The organism is Polaribacter sp. 11A2H (assembly GCF_011379025.1).
Lineage (GTDB): Bacteria > Bacteroidota > Bacteroidia > Flavobacteriales > Flavobacteriaceae > Polaribacter.
The window spans coordinates 40,733-57,561 of sequence record NZ_WTLD01000007.1; the positions used below are offsets into that span (position 1 = coordinate 40,733).

The window sequence follows — 16,829 nt, forward strand, 5'->3', positions numbered from 1 at the left end:
TAATTAACTGTAATAAAAGTCCCCCAACTCTTAAACAGTAACTATTTATTTTTTATTAAATACCTTGTGCATCACCAATAACACGATCTATGAAATCTGTATTGATATATAAAAGCCTTGCTAAATTGTACAAAACATTTACTTCACTATCATCTATTTCTCCATCAGCATAAGATATAATAGATAAATCTCTTAAAATGTTTAGCTTCTGCATCACAGACAATACAACATCTAAATCTTTGGTAAGTTGTTGTACTTCGCTAATCATTTCATCTTCTGTAAGACCTTTTATGGTCATCATACAATTGGCAAAAACTTTCGGAGCCACAATACTACTTAAAGCCTGTATTTCTGAATCATCTACAACACCATCTGCATTTGAAATTAAATAGCCTCCTAAAAACATTAAACGTTGTATTTTCTCAGAATGTTCGCTTTCATCTTCTAAGTTTTCTGGTTCCATTAAAGACATAATTCTTTTAATTTCTACCTCCATAGCTTCCTCAGTAATTTCACCTGAAACAGATGTATTAAAAGCAGCATACGTTTCACTTTTATTAAAAAGCTCTAAGGCTTTAATTCTTAACGGACTAAAAGGATGAGTGCTATACCAATCTGAAGGATCTAAATTAGAATCGTTTAAAACTTCTTCTAAATCTACAAATTGTTCTATGTAAGCATTCAATTGAAAATCTAAAGAATCTGTAGTTACGCCGGATGATAATTTAAAGAAAGTACGACCAACAGCTTCAAAATTCTGGCAACATAACAATCCTGCTCTATCGGCACTTATTTCTGCATTTCTGTTCCAAGCATACAATTTCATTGCGTGAATTGGCGCTAAATCATTTTCTCCAGTATCTAAAATTTGTCTTACAGGATAATCAAAATGTTCAAAAAGTACATGTCCTATTTCATGACCAACAACAAAAGTTAATTCCTCTTTAGAGAAACGCTCTAAAATTCCGGATGATAAAATAATGTATAATTTATTATCGTCTGGCGGATAACAAGAAGCATTAAAAGTATCACCTTGGTACACAAAAAACTCAATATCTGCTTTAAGCTTTAACGTCTTTTTACAATGCTCTCCTATTTCATGAAGCATAGGCGCTAAAGTTTTTGTCAACCTTAAACTAGATTTTAATAAATGTTTTCTAGACTTAAATTTACCACTATTCTTATTTACTTTTTCTAACGTTTTTTGTATTAAATCGTCTTGTTGAAAAGCGATCACATAATCTCTATCTCCATCATAAACTAATAGGTTTAGGTCGATATCAGCTCTATTATTTGTATAGATTCCTTCTACGGTTTCTACTTCTGCTTTATGATTTAAAGCATTTATCTCTTCAATACGTTTGGTATATTCTGCCGCTAGTTCTGTTGTTAAATTTTGAAAAACAATACTCGCTTCTTGTATTTTATCGAAATTCCCTGACGCTTGTGCATCATTTAAATCGGTTAACATTTTTTCTTGCGCCGTATTTAAAGCCGCTTGATGTTCTTTTTCTAATTCTGAAAGTGTTTCTGCTATATATGACATACTTTTTAGGCTTGAACTGTTATTTTTGAATTAGAAACTTTCATCAATCGTCCTTTTAAATCAAATATTCCTAAAATTTGATCTTCTCCTTTTTTCGCTACAAGATTATTACCTGGCAACGCTACATCGTAACCTTTAGCTGTTAGATAAAAGTACAGGCTAAACTTCTGCGGAAAAGTATATTCAGATGTTACCTTTAAAATATGAGAACATATTGATTCTGCTGTATTTTTAGCTTTACTATCTGCTTCTTCAGATTTTATGGTTACATAAACTATTACACCTTTAAAAGCTAAGGGTACATAGCAGCTTTCACCTATAGACGCAGTTGCGATGGTAGCGAAAAAAGCACCAGGATCACTTTCCACCTCAAACTTAGGAGTAGTAAAATCAGTTATATTTAATGCTTTACCAAATGCTTTTACTGCTAATGAGGTCTGTAAAAATGTTTCAGATATTCCGCTTTGGGTATTTGCCCATGCCCACATCCAACTTTTTTCATTCTCAGAATACGTACCAAATATTTGAATATCAAACACCTTATCTTCACCGAAAGTCAGTTTACCTTCAGCCATATCACAGCTCCAGTCCAACCCTGATACCATTTCGTTAAAAATCTCTTGTTTCTCCTTTGATGTTACAAAAGATCGGTTGTACATTTCATTAATGTCGATTGTTTTCTTTTGAGAACTTTCAGTGGTTTTATTTTCTGAGCTCTCGGCAGATTCCGAAGTAGTATTTGTACCTCCATTCTCAGCAAATTCTTCTAATTTTTCTTCTAATAAAGAAATAATACGAGCAGATCTACGATCTACTTGATCTGCGTTAACGATAGGACTATGGTCAATTTTTAAAACACCATCTTCAAAAGTAATTGCACGTTCTAAATTATGTTCGTCGTTTTCATTAACAATAATAACTTCTTTTAAACCAGACTTTAAAAGTTCAATTCCCATATCATCTACACAAATAGCTTTAAAAGCTTCTATTAATGGCAGAAAATAGATTTTCGGAAACGTATCATTATATAAATGAGAAAATCGATCTTCCATTAAAGTGTTCCAAGAAATATTTAAAGGAACCGTAAAACCGGCTGCCGTATTAATTTCTGTTTCTAATGCTGGAAATAATTCTTTTTGAAATGCTTGGATAATTCTTTTTTCTTTAAGTCCCATAATTGTATTGTTTTAATTTTATTAATTTTTTATTTACTTTATAATATTTGAAGTAGTTTTTCTTCTAAAATAGTCGCTAATTTTTCTGGTAAAGCTTTATCAATATTTATTGATATGGTTAGTGTTTCTCTCTGATATTTAAGATCTAATTTATCTGCTTGTTGTAGAATAATAATTTCTACACCTTGCCAAGCTTCTTTACCTAATTCGTCTGTTATAACTTGATGTATCGCACTTTTTAATGCTGTAAAAACATCCTGAATATTCAGTCTGGTATTTATTTCACTTAGAGAAATATCATTTATATCAAATTCTTTTATATGACTTCCAAGTAAACTTTTTTCACTTTGCAACCAACGTTTTAGTTGCAAAACAGTTAAATCTTCGTTTTCTGATGATAAAGGCCTGCTTATAGTTCCTTTAGATAGTTCTACAACCATTTTTTTAGGTTGTTTTACAGTAATCATTGTAATATTATGCAGGTTAAAAAAACTTATTTCTTCCTGCTGAGAAAGCATACAAACCGATTTTTGATGGTTATTATCTTCTTTAAAATCTAGAATTATACCTTCTACATAGCCTCCATTATTTAATGAAATAGCAATTAAAATGTCTTCTTCTTTCTTAAAAACAGAGCGTAAGATTTCCTCTGGCGTCTGGGCTACAAACGCTTTATAGTATTGTGTGTGTTTCATGATAAAAAAGGGTGTTATAAATCTGCTATGAGATATTGGTAATCTTGTGGTAATTGTTTTATTAAATAAAGGTAAATACCATCTCTATCTGTAGTTTTGTAATCATAATAGGTTAAAGTTTTCTTTTCTAAATTAGGGTAATTCATTTCAATCAAATACATACCTACTACTTCAGTTAAAGATTGGTCTCGCTCTTGTATTTTTCGTGGTTCATGCTTTTCGAAAGCGATGTAAAAAGAATTTAAATCTTTTTGATTGACCCAAATGTTACTTAAAAAAACAGGTGAATTTGGTTTCGAAAATTCTTTTCTTATAACATAATCTATAGTTGCTGCTTTTTCAGATCCATAATTATTTGCAACAATAGCATTTTGCTTATACCTAAATGATTCTATACTGTCATTAAAGATACTAGGCTTTACAATCAATTCGTAAAAACCCTTTGACTCTCTTTCAATTTTAAAATCTACATGCGCTTCTCTTGTCCAGGTATTTGGATATTTATCTAAAACACTACCTATTTTATTTGAAAAATATTGAAACTTATTAAATGTAGGTTCAGATTCTAAACCAATACTAATAGAGTGATTAAAGACATTTACATCCATACTAAAAACATCATTATCTAACACTTCGTACAGTTCTTCTCTCAATACAATTTCTTGTTTTTGATAATCTGTTAACGCCTCAATACTCCTATCTTCAGAATCATGAAACGGAAGATAAACTGCTTTGTCTTTAGCATTCCATTCAAAATTAATAACAATTTTAGAATTTTCTTTAAGCGCTAATTCTACTCTGTATAAATTAGGATTCATATTGGCAGTATTAAAATTTCTTTTAAAAGTTAGAATTTCATACTTGTTATTATGGTGCTCTCTTAAATACGTTACAAACCCCTTTTTTGCGTTCGTATTAGAAACTCCACAACCAACAAACAAAAATAAAATTCCGATGAAAACACTATATAAAATGATTTTATACATACCAATATCTTTTACCAATTACACTAATTTTAAACGCTGCTTATAAATTATTCTCTAATAACTCTACAAGCACTTTAATTCTACTATTAACGTCTGGTGCATTTATAATAGGACTATGATCTATCGTTAAAACTCCATTAGAAAATGTAAATCCATTAGCAGGATTGTGATGGTCTTTGGTATTTAATATGTGTATTTCTTTTAAGCCTTCAGATAAAGCTTCTTTTCCCATATCGTCTGTAGCAATAGACTTAAAGGCTTCAATAATTGGTAAGAAATATATTTTTGGATACGAATCTGCATAAAGATGTAAAAAGCGATCTTCAAATAAAGTACTCCATTCAACATTTAAAGTAACATCGAAACCTGCAGCTTCATTTATTTGTGCTTTTAATTGAGATAATTGTTCTTCTTGAAATGTTTTTGTAAATCTGTTTTCTTTTAATCCCATGATATTTTAATTTAAAGGTTATTTCTTTGTATACCTCAAAACTAAGATTTGATTAGGATGTTTTTAAAACCGTTTTACATTTGCTATTTTTCGTTTTGTATTTGCACTTATAAGGTGTCTAAAACCTGTTTTAAGTACGATTTTTTACGGGTCGCAACAGGAATTATTTCACCGTTTGTTAAGTAAACAGTGTTGTTGGCGTTAATGGTTTTTATGTATTTTATATTTACTAAATGCGATTGATGTATGCGCACAAAGGTGTGTTCACTTAAAATATTCTCGTAATATTTTAGATTACGAGCACTCATTATTTTTTTATCAACCGTATGAAAAATGGTATACGCACCATCAGACTGACAACGAACAATGTCTTTTGTTTGAAGAAAATATTGTGCATCTGCGGTTTTTATCAATAAGGTTTTATCAATTTCCTTTTTATTAATTTCAGACACTTTGTCTAATGCATTTTTATAAATCTGTTCTTTTTTAAAACCAACTCTAAAACGATCTATACACTCTGATAATTCTTCTGAATCTATCGGTTTTAGTAAATAATCTATCGTATCAAACTTTATTGCTTTTATTGCAAACTCATCATAAGCAGTTGTAAAAATTATTTTAAAATCGATACTATCTAAAGCTTCTAATATCTGAAATGCATTACCACCAATCAACTCTATATCTAAAAAAACTAAATCTGGCGTCTGCTCTTTTAAAAATGAAATAGCATCTGTAACATTGTCTATTTTAGCCACAACCTCAATGTCTTTTTGAGTATAGGTAATCAATTTATCTAATGTATTTAATGCATTAAATTCGTCTTCTATTATAACTGCTTTTATCATTAAATTTTTAATTTAAATACTACTTTTGTTCCTGAAGGTGTGTTGTTTTCATCAAATAAATCTTGGAGTTTAAATGATTTTTCTTCTCCCTTTTTTCTCATTTTTAACCGCTCTTTAAAAATAGTTGTTGCATGCAGATCTTCCGTAACCTCTTCTTGTTTTGCTTTTGCAGACCTACCTACTCCATTATCTAAAATAACAAATAGTAATTCTTGTGCATCCTTTTCTATTTTAAGTTGAAGTTTTCCTCCTTCTTTTTTCTCTTTTAAACCATATTCAATTGCATTTTCTAGAAATGGCTGTAACAACATTGGTGGTACTTGAATTCTAGAAGTATCAATTGAATCATCAATTTCTACGGAATACGTAAAAACATTATTAAAGCGTAATTGTTGTGTTTCTATATAGTTAGAAATCATAGAAATTTCTTTATCAAGTGAAATAGATTCTTTTCTAACATAATCGAAATTTTGTCTAATCAACTTAGAAAACTTAGCAATATAATTAGAAGATTTTATAGCATTTCCTTCTAAAGTTATATTCTGAATAGCAGCTAACGTGTTAAATATAAAATGAGGATTCATTTGAACACGCAACAAACTTTGTTCTAAATTTGAGGCTTTATTTGCCGCTCTTAATTTGGTGTTATATACATAAAAAGCAGTTGCAATACCAAGTAATACAAACAACAAAATAGTACTTATTAAAAGCCATTGATTTCGTGTATTTATTTCTTTTTGATGATTAATTTCTGTCTCCTTTTTCTTTACTTCGTAATTAACATTCGAAAAATTTAAAAGTCTATCTTTTTCTAAACGACTCACTTTTAACTGCAAACTATCTCTAATTATCTGGTTATCTAATGCTTTCACATAATCTTCTTCTAAAATAGAAATAGCAATAAGCTTATCTCTAACCTCTATTTCGTCTTTTACATTTTTATTAGCAACATAAATATCTAAAGCCTTTTTATAATTAACTGCTGCAGAATCATATTCAGATTTCAATAAAAATAAATTCCCTAAGCCTTTATATGGAGCAGCATTTATTGCTTTAATATTCTTATTTAAAGTAGCAGCTCCTCTTAAAAATTTTTCTGCATTTTCATATTTTACTGCATCAATATAAGTGTAACCTATATTATTTAAAATACTTGCTAATAAAACAGGATTCCGTATAGATTGACTTAAACTCATCGCTTCAGAATAACTATTTAAAGCTTTGTTATAATCCTTTAGCTGTAAATAAACACTGGCTTTGTTATTTTTTATTGAAATAATAGAAGTCGTATCAATTCCTTTAGAAAACAAGCTATCTGTTATTTTTATATAAGACAAAGCTTTGTTGTAATCTTTTAATTTAAAATGAAGATTAAATAGTTGATTATAAGCTTTACCTTCTATTCTTTTATCTTCTATTAACTGTGCCAAATGCAATGCTTTAAGCGCATATATTTGAGATGTTTCTACATCTCCCATATGCAGTGCGGCGCCACTTAATGTTATTAAACTACGCCCTTGATTATAAACATCTTTTAAATCAACAAATAAATTATAACACTTTAAATGCGTATTAAATGCTTCTTGATATTTAAAATTTAGATATAAAACCTCTCCTTTTTTAAACAGCACCATAGCATGTTCTAAGGTTGTTAAATCTTTACTCTTTTGTAGCAAACTATCTAATTCTAAAAAAAAGACTTCTGGTTGCGTTGTCGCAATACTATCTAAGCTAGCAAGTTTATTTTTTATATTCGGGTGAATAATATCTTGTTTAGAGCAGGCTAAAAACAATAGTAATAAAGACATCGCAAAACTTAATTGCCATAATCTTTTCTTTTTTAAAATCATAAAAGCTAAAATAGTAAATGTTAGAATAAGCTAAAATAAGCAATCGTCAATACTCTAATAAAAAAATCGTTTTATTTTTGTAAAAACTAACTATTTTATTGGAACAAAATTGGCTTGGTAATAATAGTTTTTTTTGTGATTTTCTGCATCTTTATAAATAATGCTTTGTCTATTAGAAAAACATGAGATTTCAAAAATTAAAATCAGAATTCTATAAACAATTAAACATCGCAAAAATAGCACTAGCTAAAAAGGAATATAAAACAGCTTTTTATCATTTAGAAAACGCACATGTTTTAGGTCAAAATAATTTGTACAAACATACTTTAAGCCACTATTACATGCTTATATTTGGTATTAAAACCAAAAACAGTAAAGAAATTATTGGGCAAGTCTTAAGAATATTTGCAGCTATTTTATTTACAGTAATCTGGGTTCCAAAAGGTAACACAGGGGGCACCAATATATCTCCTGTAAAAATAATACCTATTAGAAAAGAATTAAAAAAAATTTATTAAATTAATGCATCTTTTTAAATAAAACTCAGTCTATTAGATGAACATTAAAATATAATATTATGAAAAATACAAATTGTAACTGTAATTGTGATGGTTGTAAAACCGGAGATTGTAAGAATTGTACTTGTACAAACTGTACATGTAATAATTGTAACTGTTAAATAATAGTCATTCCGAATTAATTTTGAGAAGGAATTTCATCAAAAAAACTTCAATCATTCTTTAATTCGGAATGTCTTTTTAGAAATTAAAACACTGCATGACTACAAAAGAAGTTTGGACTTTATATTCTGAAGATTTAAAACGATTTATTATCAGCAAAGTAAAAGACACTGCTATTACTGATGATATTTTGCAGGATACTTTTATTAAAATTCACACAAAACGGCATACTTTAAAAGATATTACAAAGCTAAAACCTTGGTGTTTTACAGTGGCTAGAAATTCTATTTTAGATTATTGGAAATCTAACAATAAAACTTTTGAAATAGCCAATTTTGAAGCAGAAACGACTATTCTAAAAGAAGAACATACAGAAAAAGATTGTTTAAGAGGCATACTAGAACATTTACCAAAAAAGTACAAAGATCCTTTATTTCTTTCGGATATAAAAGGGATGAAACAACAAGAAGTTGCAGATCAATTAAAACAATCTTTACCAACTACAAAATCTCAAATTCAGCGTGCAAGAAAATTAATAGCACAAGGTTTTATGGATTGCTGTGGTTTTGTTTTAAATGAAAAAGGTAATTTGGTTGGTGAAATTAAAGAAAAAGGAGATTGCAAAGTTTGTAAGTAATTTAACGACAAATTTCATCTTATTATTTATCTTAGTTGAAATTATAATAGCAAAAAACGTACAAAATGGCAGCACTTAAAAAAGAAGATATAAGTCAAGAAGTATTTGACTTATATGATGATTATGCGCATAACAAAATAGACCGAAAACAATTTCTAAAAAAATTATCATTGTATGCGGTTGGGGCAATTACATTACCTGCTTTATTAAGTTTTATTTCCCCTAACTATGTAGATGCTATTTTAGTATCACCTACAGACCCAAGATTAACTTCAGAAACCATTCATTACGAATCTCCTAAAGGTGGAAAAAAAATGACAGGTTTACTCGCCATTCCTAAAGATGCCAAAGGTAAATTACCTGGTATTATAGTTGTTCATGAAAACCGAGGCTTAAACCCATATATAAAAGATGTTGGTAGAAGAGCTGCCTTAGAAGACTTTATTACCTTAGCACCAGATGCACTTTCTCCAATGGGAGGATATCCTGGTAATGATGATGATGGTAGAGATATGCAAAATAAAAGAGACCAAGGAGAAATGTTAGAAGATTTTATTGCTGGCTACAACTACCTAAAAACGCATAAAGATTGTAACGGAAAAGTAGCTGTTGTTGGTTTTTGCTTTGGCGGATGGATTTCTAATATGATGGCAGTAAGAATACCAGAATTAGCAGCTGCCGTTCCATATTACGGAAGACAACCAGAAAAAGAAGATGCTGCAAAAATTAAAGCTCCACTGTTACTTCAATATGCCGCATTAGATAAAAGAGTAAATGAGGGGTGGCCAGATTTTGAAGCAGTTTTAAATGAAAATAATATTGAACACGAAGCTTATTTTTATCCAGATGTAAACCATGGGTTTCATAACAATACAACACCTAGATATAACGAAGCTGCTGCTGATTTATCTTGGAAAAGAACCATCGATTTTTTTAACAAGCATTTAAAAGGATAATTTTATCATTGCTAGCAATAATAGCAAAGCAATATATTTATACACAACCATTTCTCCATTTATATTGAGAAATGATTGATACCTCTGTTTTTTAAATAGATTTCTCTTCATTCTTTCTTTAGAATGACAATTTAATGTTTATAATTATTTACTTTTATCTTTTAAACATTTAAAGTGAAAAACAAAACTCTTATCAGTAAAGAATTAGACAATTTTTACAACAAAGCATCAGAAGAAACCAGACTAGAAAAAGGTATGGGTATTTTTGAATTTGAGCGTATAAAAGACCTCATACAGTTACATATTTCTAACCCAAAATCTAAAATTATTGATGTTGGTGGTGGAACCGGTAAATATTCTGAATGGTTGGCAAAAAATAACCATACCGTTCATTTAGTAGAACCTGTTTTAAAGCACATAAAATTGGCCGAAAAAAGAGCCAAAAAATTAAAAAATCCTTTTTCTGTTGCCATAGGTGAAGCTAAAAATTTACCTTTTGAAGACAATGTTGCAGATTTGGTAATTTTACACGGACCTTTATATCATTTACAAAAAAGAGAAGACAGAGTTGCAGCTATTATTGAAGCGAAAAGAGTCTTAAAAAAAGGCGGAATTATTTTAGGCTTTGCTATTAACGCAACAGCTTCTACTGTTGTTGGTCTAATGAATGGGATGATACATGCCAACTCTTTTTTTAATATGTGTAAAGAAGAATTGACTACAGGAGTTCATGATGCGCCAAAAGATTTTCCTTTTTTATTAGCTGATGCTTTTTACCACAAACCAGCAGGACTAAAAGCAGAGTTTTTAGAGCAAAACCTCAACTTTATAAACCTTTTTGCTGTTGAGGGAATGATCTGGTTAGACAATGAGTATTTTGCAAATATGTTAGATAAGAAAAAATCGAAAACATTAAAAGCATTGCAAAACCTTACTCAAAACGACGAATATTTGTTACCTTTTAGTCCACACATGATGATTGCTGTAAAAAAATAGTGGAAAGTACTGAACACATAAATAATTATTGGAATACTTGCAAAAACTGTAAAGGCACAGGTAAAAAAAGGAAAAGTCTTCCTAAAAAAACACGACTCCTTTATAAAAACTCATTAGAACAATTTGAAAAATCTAATGGAAAAACACCCACTCCAGTTTTACCTAAAGGACAACTACAAACGTGCGGTAAATGTAAAGGAACCGGACTTATGAAATCAAATAATCTTCCGGTTGTTGACACAAAAAACTACCCACATATAGCTATTATTGGTGGTGGAATCGGAGGCGTTGCACTCGCTGTTGCATGTTTACATCGAGGAATTCCTTTTACACTTTATGAACGAGATGTTAATTTTGATACTCGCTCACAAGGTTACGGACTTACTTTACAACAAGCAAGCAAAGCAATGGCAGGTTTAGGTATTGTAAATCTAAAAGACGGAATTACATCTACCAGACACGTAGTTCATACTACTAAAGGAGAAATAATTGGCGAATGGGGAATTAGAAAATGGGGAAGACCAGAAACAAAAGCAGCACCAAAACGAACCAATATTCACATAGCAAGACAATCTTTACGTTTGGCTTTGCTAGAGCAGTTGGGCAATACCGATAGCATAAAATGGGGACATCAATTATTAAATTACAAAGAGCCAGAAGATAGAAACATTCTTCTAAACTTTAACATAAATGACCAAATTATAACAGAAAAAGCAGACCTAATTGTTGGTGCAGACGGAATTAGAAGTACTGTAAGAAAACTGTTAATTGGTGACGATATTTCTCCTTTACGCTACTTAAACTGTATTGTTATTTTAGGCATTTGTCCTCTAAAAAATCTATCAGGAATTGAAAGCCCTTTATTAGATTCCGCTACCGTTTTTCAAACAGCTAATGGTAATGAGCGTATCTACGTGATGCCTTTCGATTCAGAAAGTATTATGTGGCAACTTAGCTTTCCTTTATCAGAAGAAAAAGCAAAAGAACTTAATGTTAAAGGAACAAAAGCGTTAAAGGAAGAAGCGTGTAAAAGAACGCAATGGCACAGCCCTATTCCTCAAATTGTTGCAGCCACCAATGAAGCTCAAATATCTGGTTACCCTGTATACGATAGAGAATTACTAAGTGCTAAATTGTTAGAAAAAGAAACTAAAGTAACACTAATTGGAGATGCAGCTCACCCAATGAGCCCCTTTAAAGGACAAGGTGCAAACCAAGCTTTGTTAGATGCACTTTCACTTGCAAGAAGCGTTGCTAAAAACTGCAAATTATCATCTAAATGGAAAGAAGTTGGAATACGAAAAAGTGTACTCATTAAATTTGAAGATGAAATGTTAACACGTAGTACTTCTAAAGTAAAAAGTTCTGCAGACGCGGCACAATTACTACATTCTAAAATTGTACTTTATAAAGGTGATGGGCCTAGAGGCAAACATAGAAAGGAAAAAGAAGTATAATATTCAACTTTAAAACAGGTTTTATTGCTGATTTTCAACCTCTTGTAAAATTCTTCTAATAAACATGATTCCTTATTCTATTTATTAAAGAAGCTTTCCGTTGCTCACATTTAAATTACCGCTTATCATATTATTAAATTAAAAAGGAACTGTCTTATCTACATTTACAATATCATTAAAAAATAATAAATTATGATTATAATTGTAACAGCAGTAATAGAAATAGTTGAAACAACAATTCAATTCGTTTTTCAAATATTAATCTAATACATCTATTAAAGATGGAAATAATAAATTAGAAGAAAATAATCTTTAATTTAAAATTGTAAGTTTGATTAACAGAACTCATAATACATGAATTTATCTTTAAAAAGATTTTATATACTATTCAACCTCATTGGATGGTTCCTTTTGTTTACCTCTACATTAGCAGGACCAAAACTATTTCTTTCTGGAGAAGTACTGCCACCAGAACGTGTCTTATTTTATTGGCTAGAAACTATTGCATGTACTATATTGGCCTTTATATTTTCATTTACAATCTCTTTTTTTATTGATAAAAAAATAAATTTTAATAGCAACTGGAAAAGAATCACTTGGAAAATTTTTATAATCTTTACAATTGTACAAGCTTTGTATTCATTGTTTATTTGGCCTATACTAGATTTTGTAAAAGCATACACAAAGTATCAACCTACTTCGGAAGTAACTTTTACTGGTAAAATTTATAATGTATTTTATTTTGCAACCTTATTCGTTATCTGGCTGTTTATTTTTTTAACCATTAAGATTTATCATCAATTAAAAACAGTGCAGATTAAACAACTGCAATTAAAAGCCACCTTAAAAGAATCTCAATTAAACACTTTAAAAGGACAAATAAACCCACATTTTATGTTTAACAGCTTAAATAATATACGTGGACTTATGTTAGAAGATGTTACTAAAGCTAGAAATATGCTTACTAGTTTATCTGAAACGTTACGCTATTCACTTACAAAAAGTGATCTAAACGCTATTTCTTTAGAAGATGAATTAGAAATGGTAGAAAATTATATTGCTATTTCTAAAATTCAGTTCGAAGATCGTTTACAGTTCGAAACTCATATTGATAAAGATTCTTTAAGCAAACAAATTCCACCAATGATTATTCAAATGTTAATTGAAAACGCATTGAAACACGGAATTTCTAATTTAAAACAAGGAGGCTCTATAAGCTTATCGACTGCTATAGAAAGTAGTCAATTGCAAATTGAAGTTATAAATTCTGGAACCTTACAAAAAGGTGAAAAAGGAACTCAATTAGGTATAAAAAACATTAAAAAGAGGTTAAAACTACTCTATGGTGAAGCCGCTAATTTTAGATTAGTAGAAGTAGACAATCAGGTCATTGCAACGATTAAGATTCCATTAATATGATAAAGTTAAAAGCAGTTATTGTAGAAGATTCTCGTTTGGCTCGTAATGAGTTAAAAGAGCTCATGAAAGTACACAAAGAAATTGAAATTTTAGGAGAAGCAGAAAATGTAGATGACGGTTTTAAGCTGATAAATGAAACAAAACCCGACTTACTCTTTTTAGATATAAATATGCCTGAAAAAGATGGTTTTGAACTCTTAGAAATGTTAGATGAAGTTCCTCTTACTATTTTTACCACTGCTTTTGATGAGTATGCAATTAAATCTTTTGAATACAATGCTTTTGATTACCTATTAAAACCAATTAATCAAAAACGTTTTTCTAAAAGTATTGAGAAAATAATTGAAAGTATCAATAACAACGCAACACCTATCATTAAAAATGAAAATACCTTAAGTTTAGATAAACAAATTTTTATTAAAGACGGAGAAAATTGTTGGTTGGTAAAGTTAAAATATATTTCGTTATTTGAAATTGTTGGCAATTACACACGAGTCTACTTTGAAGACAAAAAGCCATTAATTTATAAATCTCTAGCACAAGTAGAAGAAAAACTACCAACTGAAGTATTTTTTAGAGCTAACAGACAACAAATAATTAACATTAATCATGTTAAAAAAGTAGTTTCTTGGTTTAACGGAAAGTTAAAAATAGAAATGAATTCTGGCGAAGAAATCGAAATTTCTAGAAGACAGTCCTATTTATTTAAAGAACAATTGAGTTTCTAAAAAAAAACTCCAAAAAAAAGCTTTATTTTTTTTAAAAAAAGTTTTAAATAGGTTCTTTTTCTTAACCTTTTATTAAAGGAGTAGTATTTTCTATAATTAATAAACTAATTTTCAGTACAATTAGAAAAAAGATTACAAACATCTAAACTATCTTTATGTTTTTATGTTACTTTTTATTATTTTATGTGTCTAATAAGTAACAGACATAAAATACAATTATGAAAAAAATACAATCCCTATTAATTTTAATATTTCTTTTTTTAGCAGCAACCTCTTATGCACAAGAAGTAGTCTATAAAGACACCACTTATACTGTTAAAAGGAAATCTATTTATTTATCAAAAATTGATGTAACAAAAACTTTAAAACCAGAAAAGGTAAATGAAATTTTTGTTATTCATAAAATAAATGAAGATAAAATAGATGCTATAAAAAAAGCAGCCAAAGAAAAAAAGGCGTCAGAAAAGAAACTTAAAAAAGCTGAAAAAGCTTTAAAAAACAAGGTAAAGGCACAAAAGAAGTTAAGTAAAGCAAACGACAACTTAAAAAGTGGTATCAAAAAATTTAATAAACTTAAAAAGAAAGGCGACTTATCTCCTAACGACAACCAGAAATGGTTAGAAAAAATAGAGAAACTAAAAAAGAAAGTAGCCAAAGCAGAAAAGAACTTTAAAAAATCATAAGTTCTTCTAATGTTTTAGTCATAATAAAAAGAGCACTGTCTCTTAAAGTGTGTAGGTTTTAAAATCTCAGGTTAATTAATTAACCTGAGGTTTTTTTATTAATTTTAAATTTCACATACTTATGAAACCAGAAAACATTTTAAACGAAGATTTTTTAAAGTACTATAAAAGCGTATCAAACCTTTACTAATTTTCTAGAACAGCTTCATAAACAAGTCATAGAAAAGATCCTTGAAGGAGAATTAGATGCTCACCTAGATTATGATAGACATCAAAAAAGTATATCAACTAATATTAGAAATGGGTATACGAAAAAGAAACTAAAAACAACTTTAGGAGACACAGAAATAAATGTTCCAAAAGACCGTGAAACTTGCTTTAACCCAATGGTTGTTAAAAACAAAAAAAAGAGAAAGTACTACAGAAAGTATAGAAAACATTATAATTTCCCTTTATGCAAAACGGATGAGTAATAGTGATATAGAAAACAAACTCTCGTTCCCAACCAATTAAGCTGTCATGAAATCTGTTTTTTTAGCCCTGAGAAAAAGCACTAAAAAGTGGACAATGCCAATTAGAAATTGGGGAGTTATACTTAATCAAATTTCAGCTATATTTGAAAACAGGATTAAACTATAAATAATTTAACCCTGAGTTTTTAACTTAAACATATTTTAGGATAGTGTCATTATAATTATCATATTTCAATTAATCTTCCTTTTCTAAATACACATACACAGGAAAATGGTCTGAAAAGCCTCCTTGATACCAAGGACCAATATAAGTTCTAAACGGACTGCCTTTTAATTTCCCTTTAAATATTTTTAACCATTTTTTATTAAAAACTTCGGCATGTTTAAAATGGATTTCCCCCTCTTTTTTGTCTAAAAAGTTTTTGGTAATAATTATCTGATCAAACAAATTCCATTTACCTTCATAGGTTAAAGAACCAATAGCATCTCTATCCAATATTTTTTCCATAGGATTGTAAAAATCATCAGTCATTAAATATTCTTTAATAGATTTATTTGTTGGGTCGTCATTAAAATCGCCCATAATTATAATTTTTGCATCAAAATTTTTGGCTTGTAATCCTTCTATAATAGTTCTTGCTAATTTTGCTGCATCAATTCTTTTTGGCTCAGATTCTTCTATTCCTTCTCTTCTAGATGGCCAATGATTTACCAAAACATGGACTAATTCTCCGTTTAAATTACCAGAAACCACTAAAATATCTCTTGTATAATCTCTCTTTCCTTCTTCATCTTCTAAATACAAAGGAAAATGTTCTGAGTCTATTAATTCAAATAATTCTTTATTGTATAAAAGTGCTACATCAATACCTCTATCATCCGGAGAATCATAATGTACAAAACCATAATGGTGCTTTTTTAGATCTTTTGAGTTAGCCAAGTCTTTTACCACTTTTGCATTTTCTACTTCTACCAAACCAACAAGTGCTGGCACAGTATAAGATCTTTCTTTACCTAATTGAGAAATTACAGAACCTAATTTTTTAATTTTATCTCTGTAACGTTTATTATTCCAATGATTTTTTCCGTTGGTGGTAAAGTCATCATCAAATGTTTTAGGATCGTTTACCGTATCAAATAAATTCTCTACGTTATAAAATCCTACAGTAAAAATATTTTTACTCCTTTTTGATGATGAAAAAAATGATTGCATGTATCTTTTTTATTATGAAAAGTAAAAATAAGGAAATAA

Annotated in this window: 17 protein-coding genes; 9 read left to right on the forward strand and 8 right to left on the reverse strand. The window is 29.3% G+C overall.

Annotated features, from left to right (window positions below; translation table 11 throughout):
• Nucleotides 1-55 precede the first annotated feature (55 nt).
• The 7 genes from GQS58_RS10500 to GQS58_RS10530 form a co-directional block, all read right to left on the reverse strand.
• Nucleotides 56-1,546: a M48 family metallopeptidase gene (locus tag GQS58_RS10500; protein WP_166385611.1), complete on the reverse strand. Its 1,491-nt coding sequence runs from the start codon at nucleotides 1,544-1,546 to the stop codon at nucleotides 56-58.
• Nucleotides 1,547-1,551: 5 nt separating this feature from the next.
• On the reverse strand, nucleotides 1,552-2,721 hold the full coding sequence (locus tag GQS58_RS17060; protein WP_205860417.1) for a DUF6882 domain-containing protein: 1,170 nt from the start codon (nucleotides 2,719-2,721) through the stop codon (nucleotides 1,552-1,554).
• Nucleotides 2,722-2,759: 38 nt separating this feature from the next.
• Complete coding sequence (locus tag GQS58_RS10510) at nucleotides 2,760-3,416, reverse strand: hypothetical protein (protein WP_166385613.1); 657 nt, start codon at nucleotides 3,414-3,416, stop codon at nucleotides 2,760-2,762.
• A gap of 14 nt (nucleotides 3,417-3,430) precedes the next feature.
• Nucleotides 3,431-4,420, reverse strand: coding sequence for a hypothetical protein (locus tag GQS58_RS10515; RefSeq protein ID WP_166385614.1), 990 nt, complete (start codon nucleotides 4,418-4,420; stop codon nucleotides 3,431-3,433).
• A gap of 22 nt (nucleotides 4,421-4,442) precedes the next feature.
• Nucleotides 4,443-4,853 (reverse strand): hypothetical protein, encoded by a 411-nt coding sequence (locus GQS58_RS10520; RefSeq protein ID WP_166385616.1) that lies wholly within the window; start codon nucleotides 4,851-4,853, stop codon nucleotides 4,443-4,445.
• Nucleotides 4,854-4,960: 107 nt separating this feature from the next.
• Nucleotides 4,961-5,698, reverse strand: coding sequence for a LytR/AlgR family response regulator transcription factor (locus GQS58_RS10525; protein WP_166385618.1), 738 nt, complete (start codon nucleotides 5,696-5,698; stop codon nucleotides 4,961-4,963).
• Complete coding sequence (locus GQS58_RS10530; protein WP_240914594.1) at nucleotides 5,698-7,506, reverse strand: histidine kinase; 1,809 nt, start codon at nucleotides 7,504-7,506, stop codon at nucleotides 5,698-5,700. The genes GQS58_RS10525 and GQS58_RS10530 overlap by 1 nt, the downstream gene beginning before the upstream one ends.
• A 224-nt stretch (nucleotides 7,507-7,730) precedes the next feature.
• Between GQS58_RS10530 and GQS58_RS10535 the strand changes: the two genes are divergently transcribed.
• The 9 genes from GQS58_RS10535 to GQS58_RS17185 all read left to right on the forward strand — a co-directional run bounded on the left by GQS58_RS10535 (nucleotide 7,731) and on the right by GQS58_RS17185 (nucleotide 15,577).
• Complete coding sequence (locus tag GQS58_RS10535; RefSeq protein WP_166385622.1) at nucleotides 7,731-8,066, forward strand: DUF3703 domain-containing protein; 336 nt, start codon at nucleotides 7,731-7,733, stop codon at nucleotides 8,064-8,066.
• A 259-nt stretch (nucleotides 8,067-8,325) separates the two neighbouring features.
• Complete coding sequence (locus GQS58_RS10540) at nucleotides 8,326-8,865, forward strand: sigma-70 family RNA polymerase sigma factor (RefSeq protein WP_166385624.1); 540 nt, start codon at nucleotides 8,326-8,328, stop codon at nucleotides 8,863-8,865.
• Nucleotides 8,866-8,930: 65 nt separating this feature from the next.
• Nucleotides 8,931-9,821 carry a dienelactone hydrolase family protein gene (locus tag GQS58_RS10545; protein WP_166385626.1) on the forward strand — a complete coding sequence of 297 codons (891 nt, stop codon included), beginning with the start codon at nucleotides 8,931-8,933 and terminating at the stop codon, nucleotides 9,819-9,821.
• A gap of 174 nt (nucleotides 9,822-9,995) precedes the next feature.
• Nucleotides 9,996-10,817 (forward strand): class I SAM-dependent methyltransferase, encoded by an 822-nt coding sequence (locus GQS58_RS10550; protein ID WP_166385628.1) that lies wholly within the window; start codon nucleotides 9,996-9,998, stop codon nucleotides 10,815-10,817.
• The gene (locus tag GQS58_RS10555; RefSeq protein ID WP_166385630.1) at nucleotides 10,817-12,274 is read left to right on the forward strand and encodes an FAD-dependent oxidoreductase; all 1,458 of its coding nucleotides are present in this window, start codon (nucleotides 10,817-10,819) and stop codon (nucleotides 12,272-12,274) included. The genes GQS58_RS10550 and GQS58_RS10555 overlap by 1 nt, the downstream gene beginning before the upstream one ends.
• A 354-nt stretch (nucleotides 12,275-12,628) precedes the next feature.
• Nucleotides 12,629-13,693 (forward strand): sensor histidine kinase, encoded by a 1,065-nt coding sequence (locus GQS58_RS10560; RefSeq protein ID WP_166385632.1) that lies wholly within the window; start codon nucleotides 12,629-12,631, stop codon nucleotides 13,691-13,693.
• Complete coding sequence (locus tag GQS58_RS10565; protein WP_166385634.1) at nucleotides 13,690-14,421, forward strand: LytR/AlgR family response regulator transcription factor; 732 nt, start codon at nucleotides 13,690-13,692, stop codon at nucleotides 14,419-14,421. The genes GQS58_RS10560 and GQS58_RS10565 overlap by 4 nt, the downstream gene beginning before the upstream one ends.
• A gap of 218 nt (nucleotides 14,422-14,639) precedes the next feature.
• Nucleotides 14,640-15,104 (forward strand): glycine--tRNA ligase subunit alpha, encoded by a 465-nt coding sequence (locus GQS58_RS10570; protein WP_166385636.1) that lies wholly within the window; start codon nucleotides 14,640-14,642, stop codon nucleotides 15,102-15,104.
• A 227-nt stretch (nucleotides 15,105-15,331) separates the two neighbouring features.
• Nucleotides 15,332-15,577 carry a transposase gene (locus tag GQS58_RS17185; protein ID WP_317168374.1) on the forward strand — a complete coding sequence of 82 codons (246 nt, stop codon included), beginning with the start codon at nucleotides 15,332-15,334 and terminating at the stop codon, nucleotides 15,575-15,577.
• A gap of 235 nt (nucleotides 15,578-15,812) precedes the next feature.
• On the opposite strand, the gene GQS58_RS10580 is transcribed toward GQS58_RS17185, so the two are convergent.
• The gene (locus GQS58_RS10580) at nucleotides 15,813-16,790 is read right to left on the reverse strand and encodes an endonuclease/exonuclease/phosphatase family protein (RefSeq protein ID WP_166385638.1); all 978 of its coding nucleotides are present in this window, start codon (nucleotides 16,788-16,790) and stop codon (nucleotides 15,813-15,815) included.
• Nucleotides 16,791-16,829 lie beyond the last annotated feature (39 nt).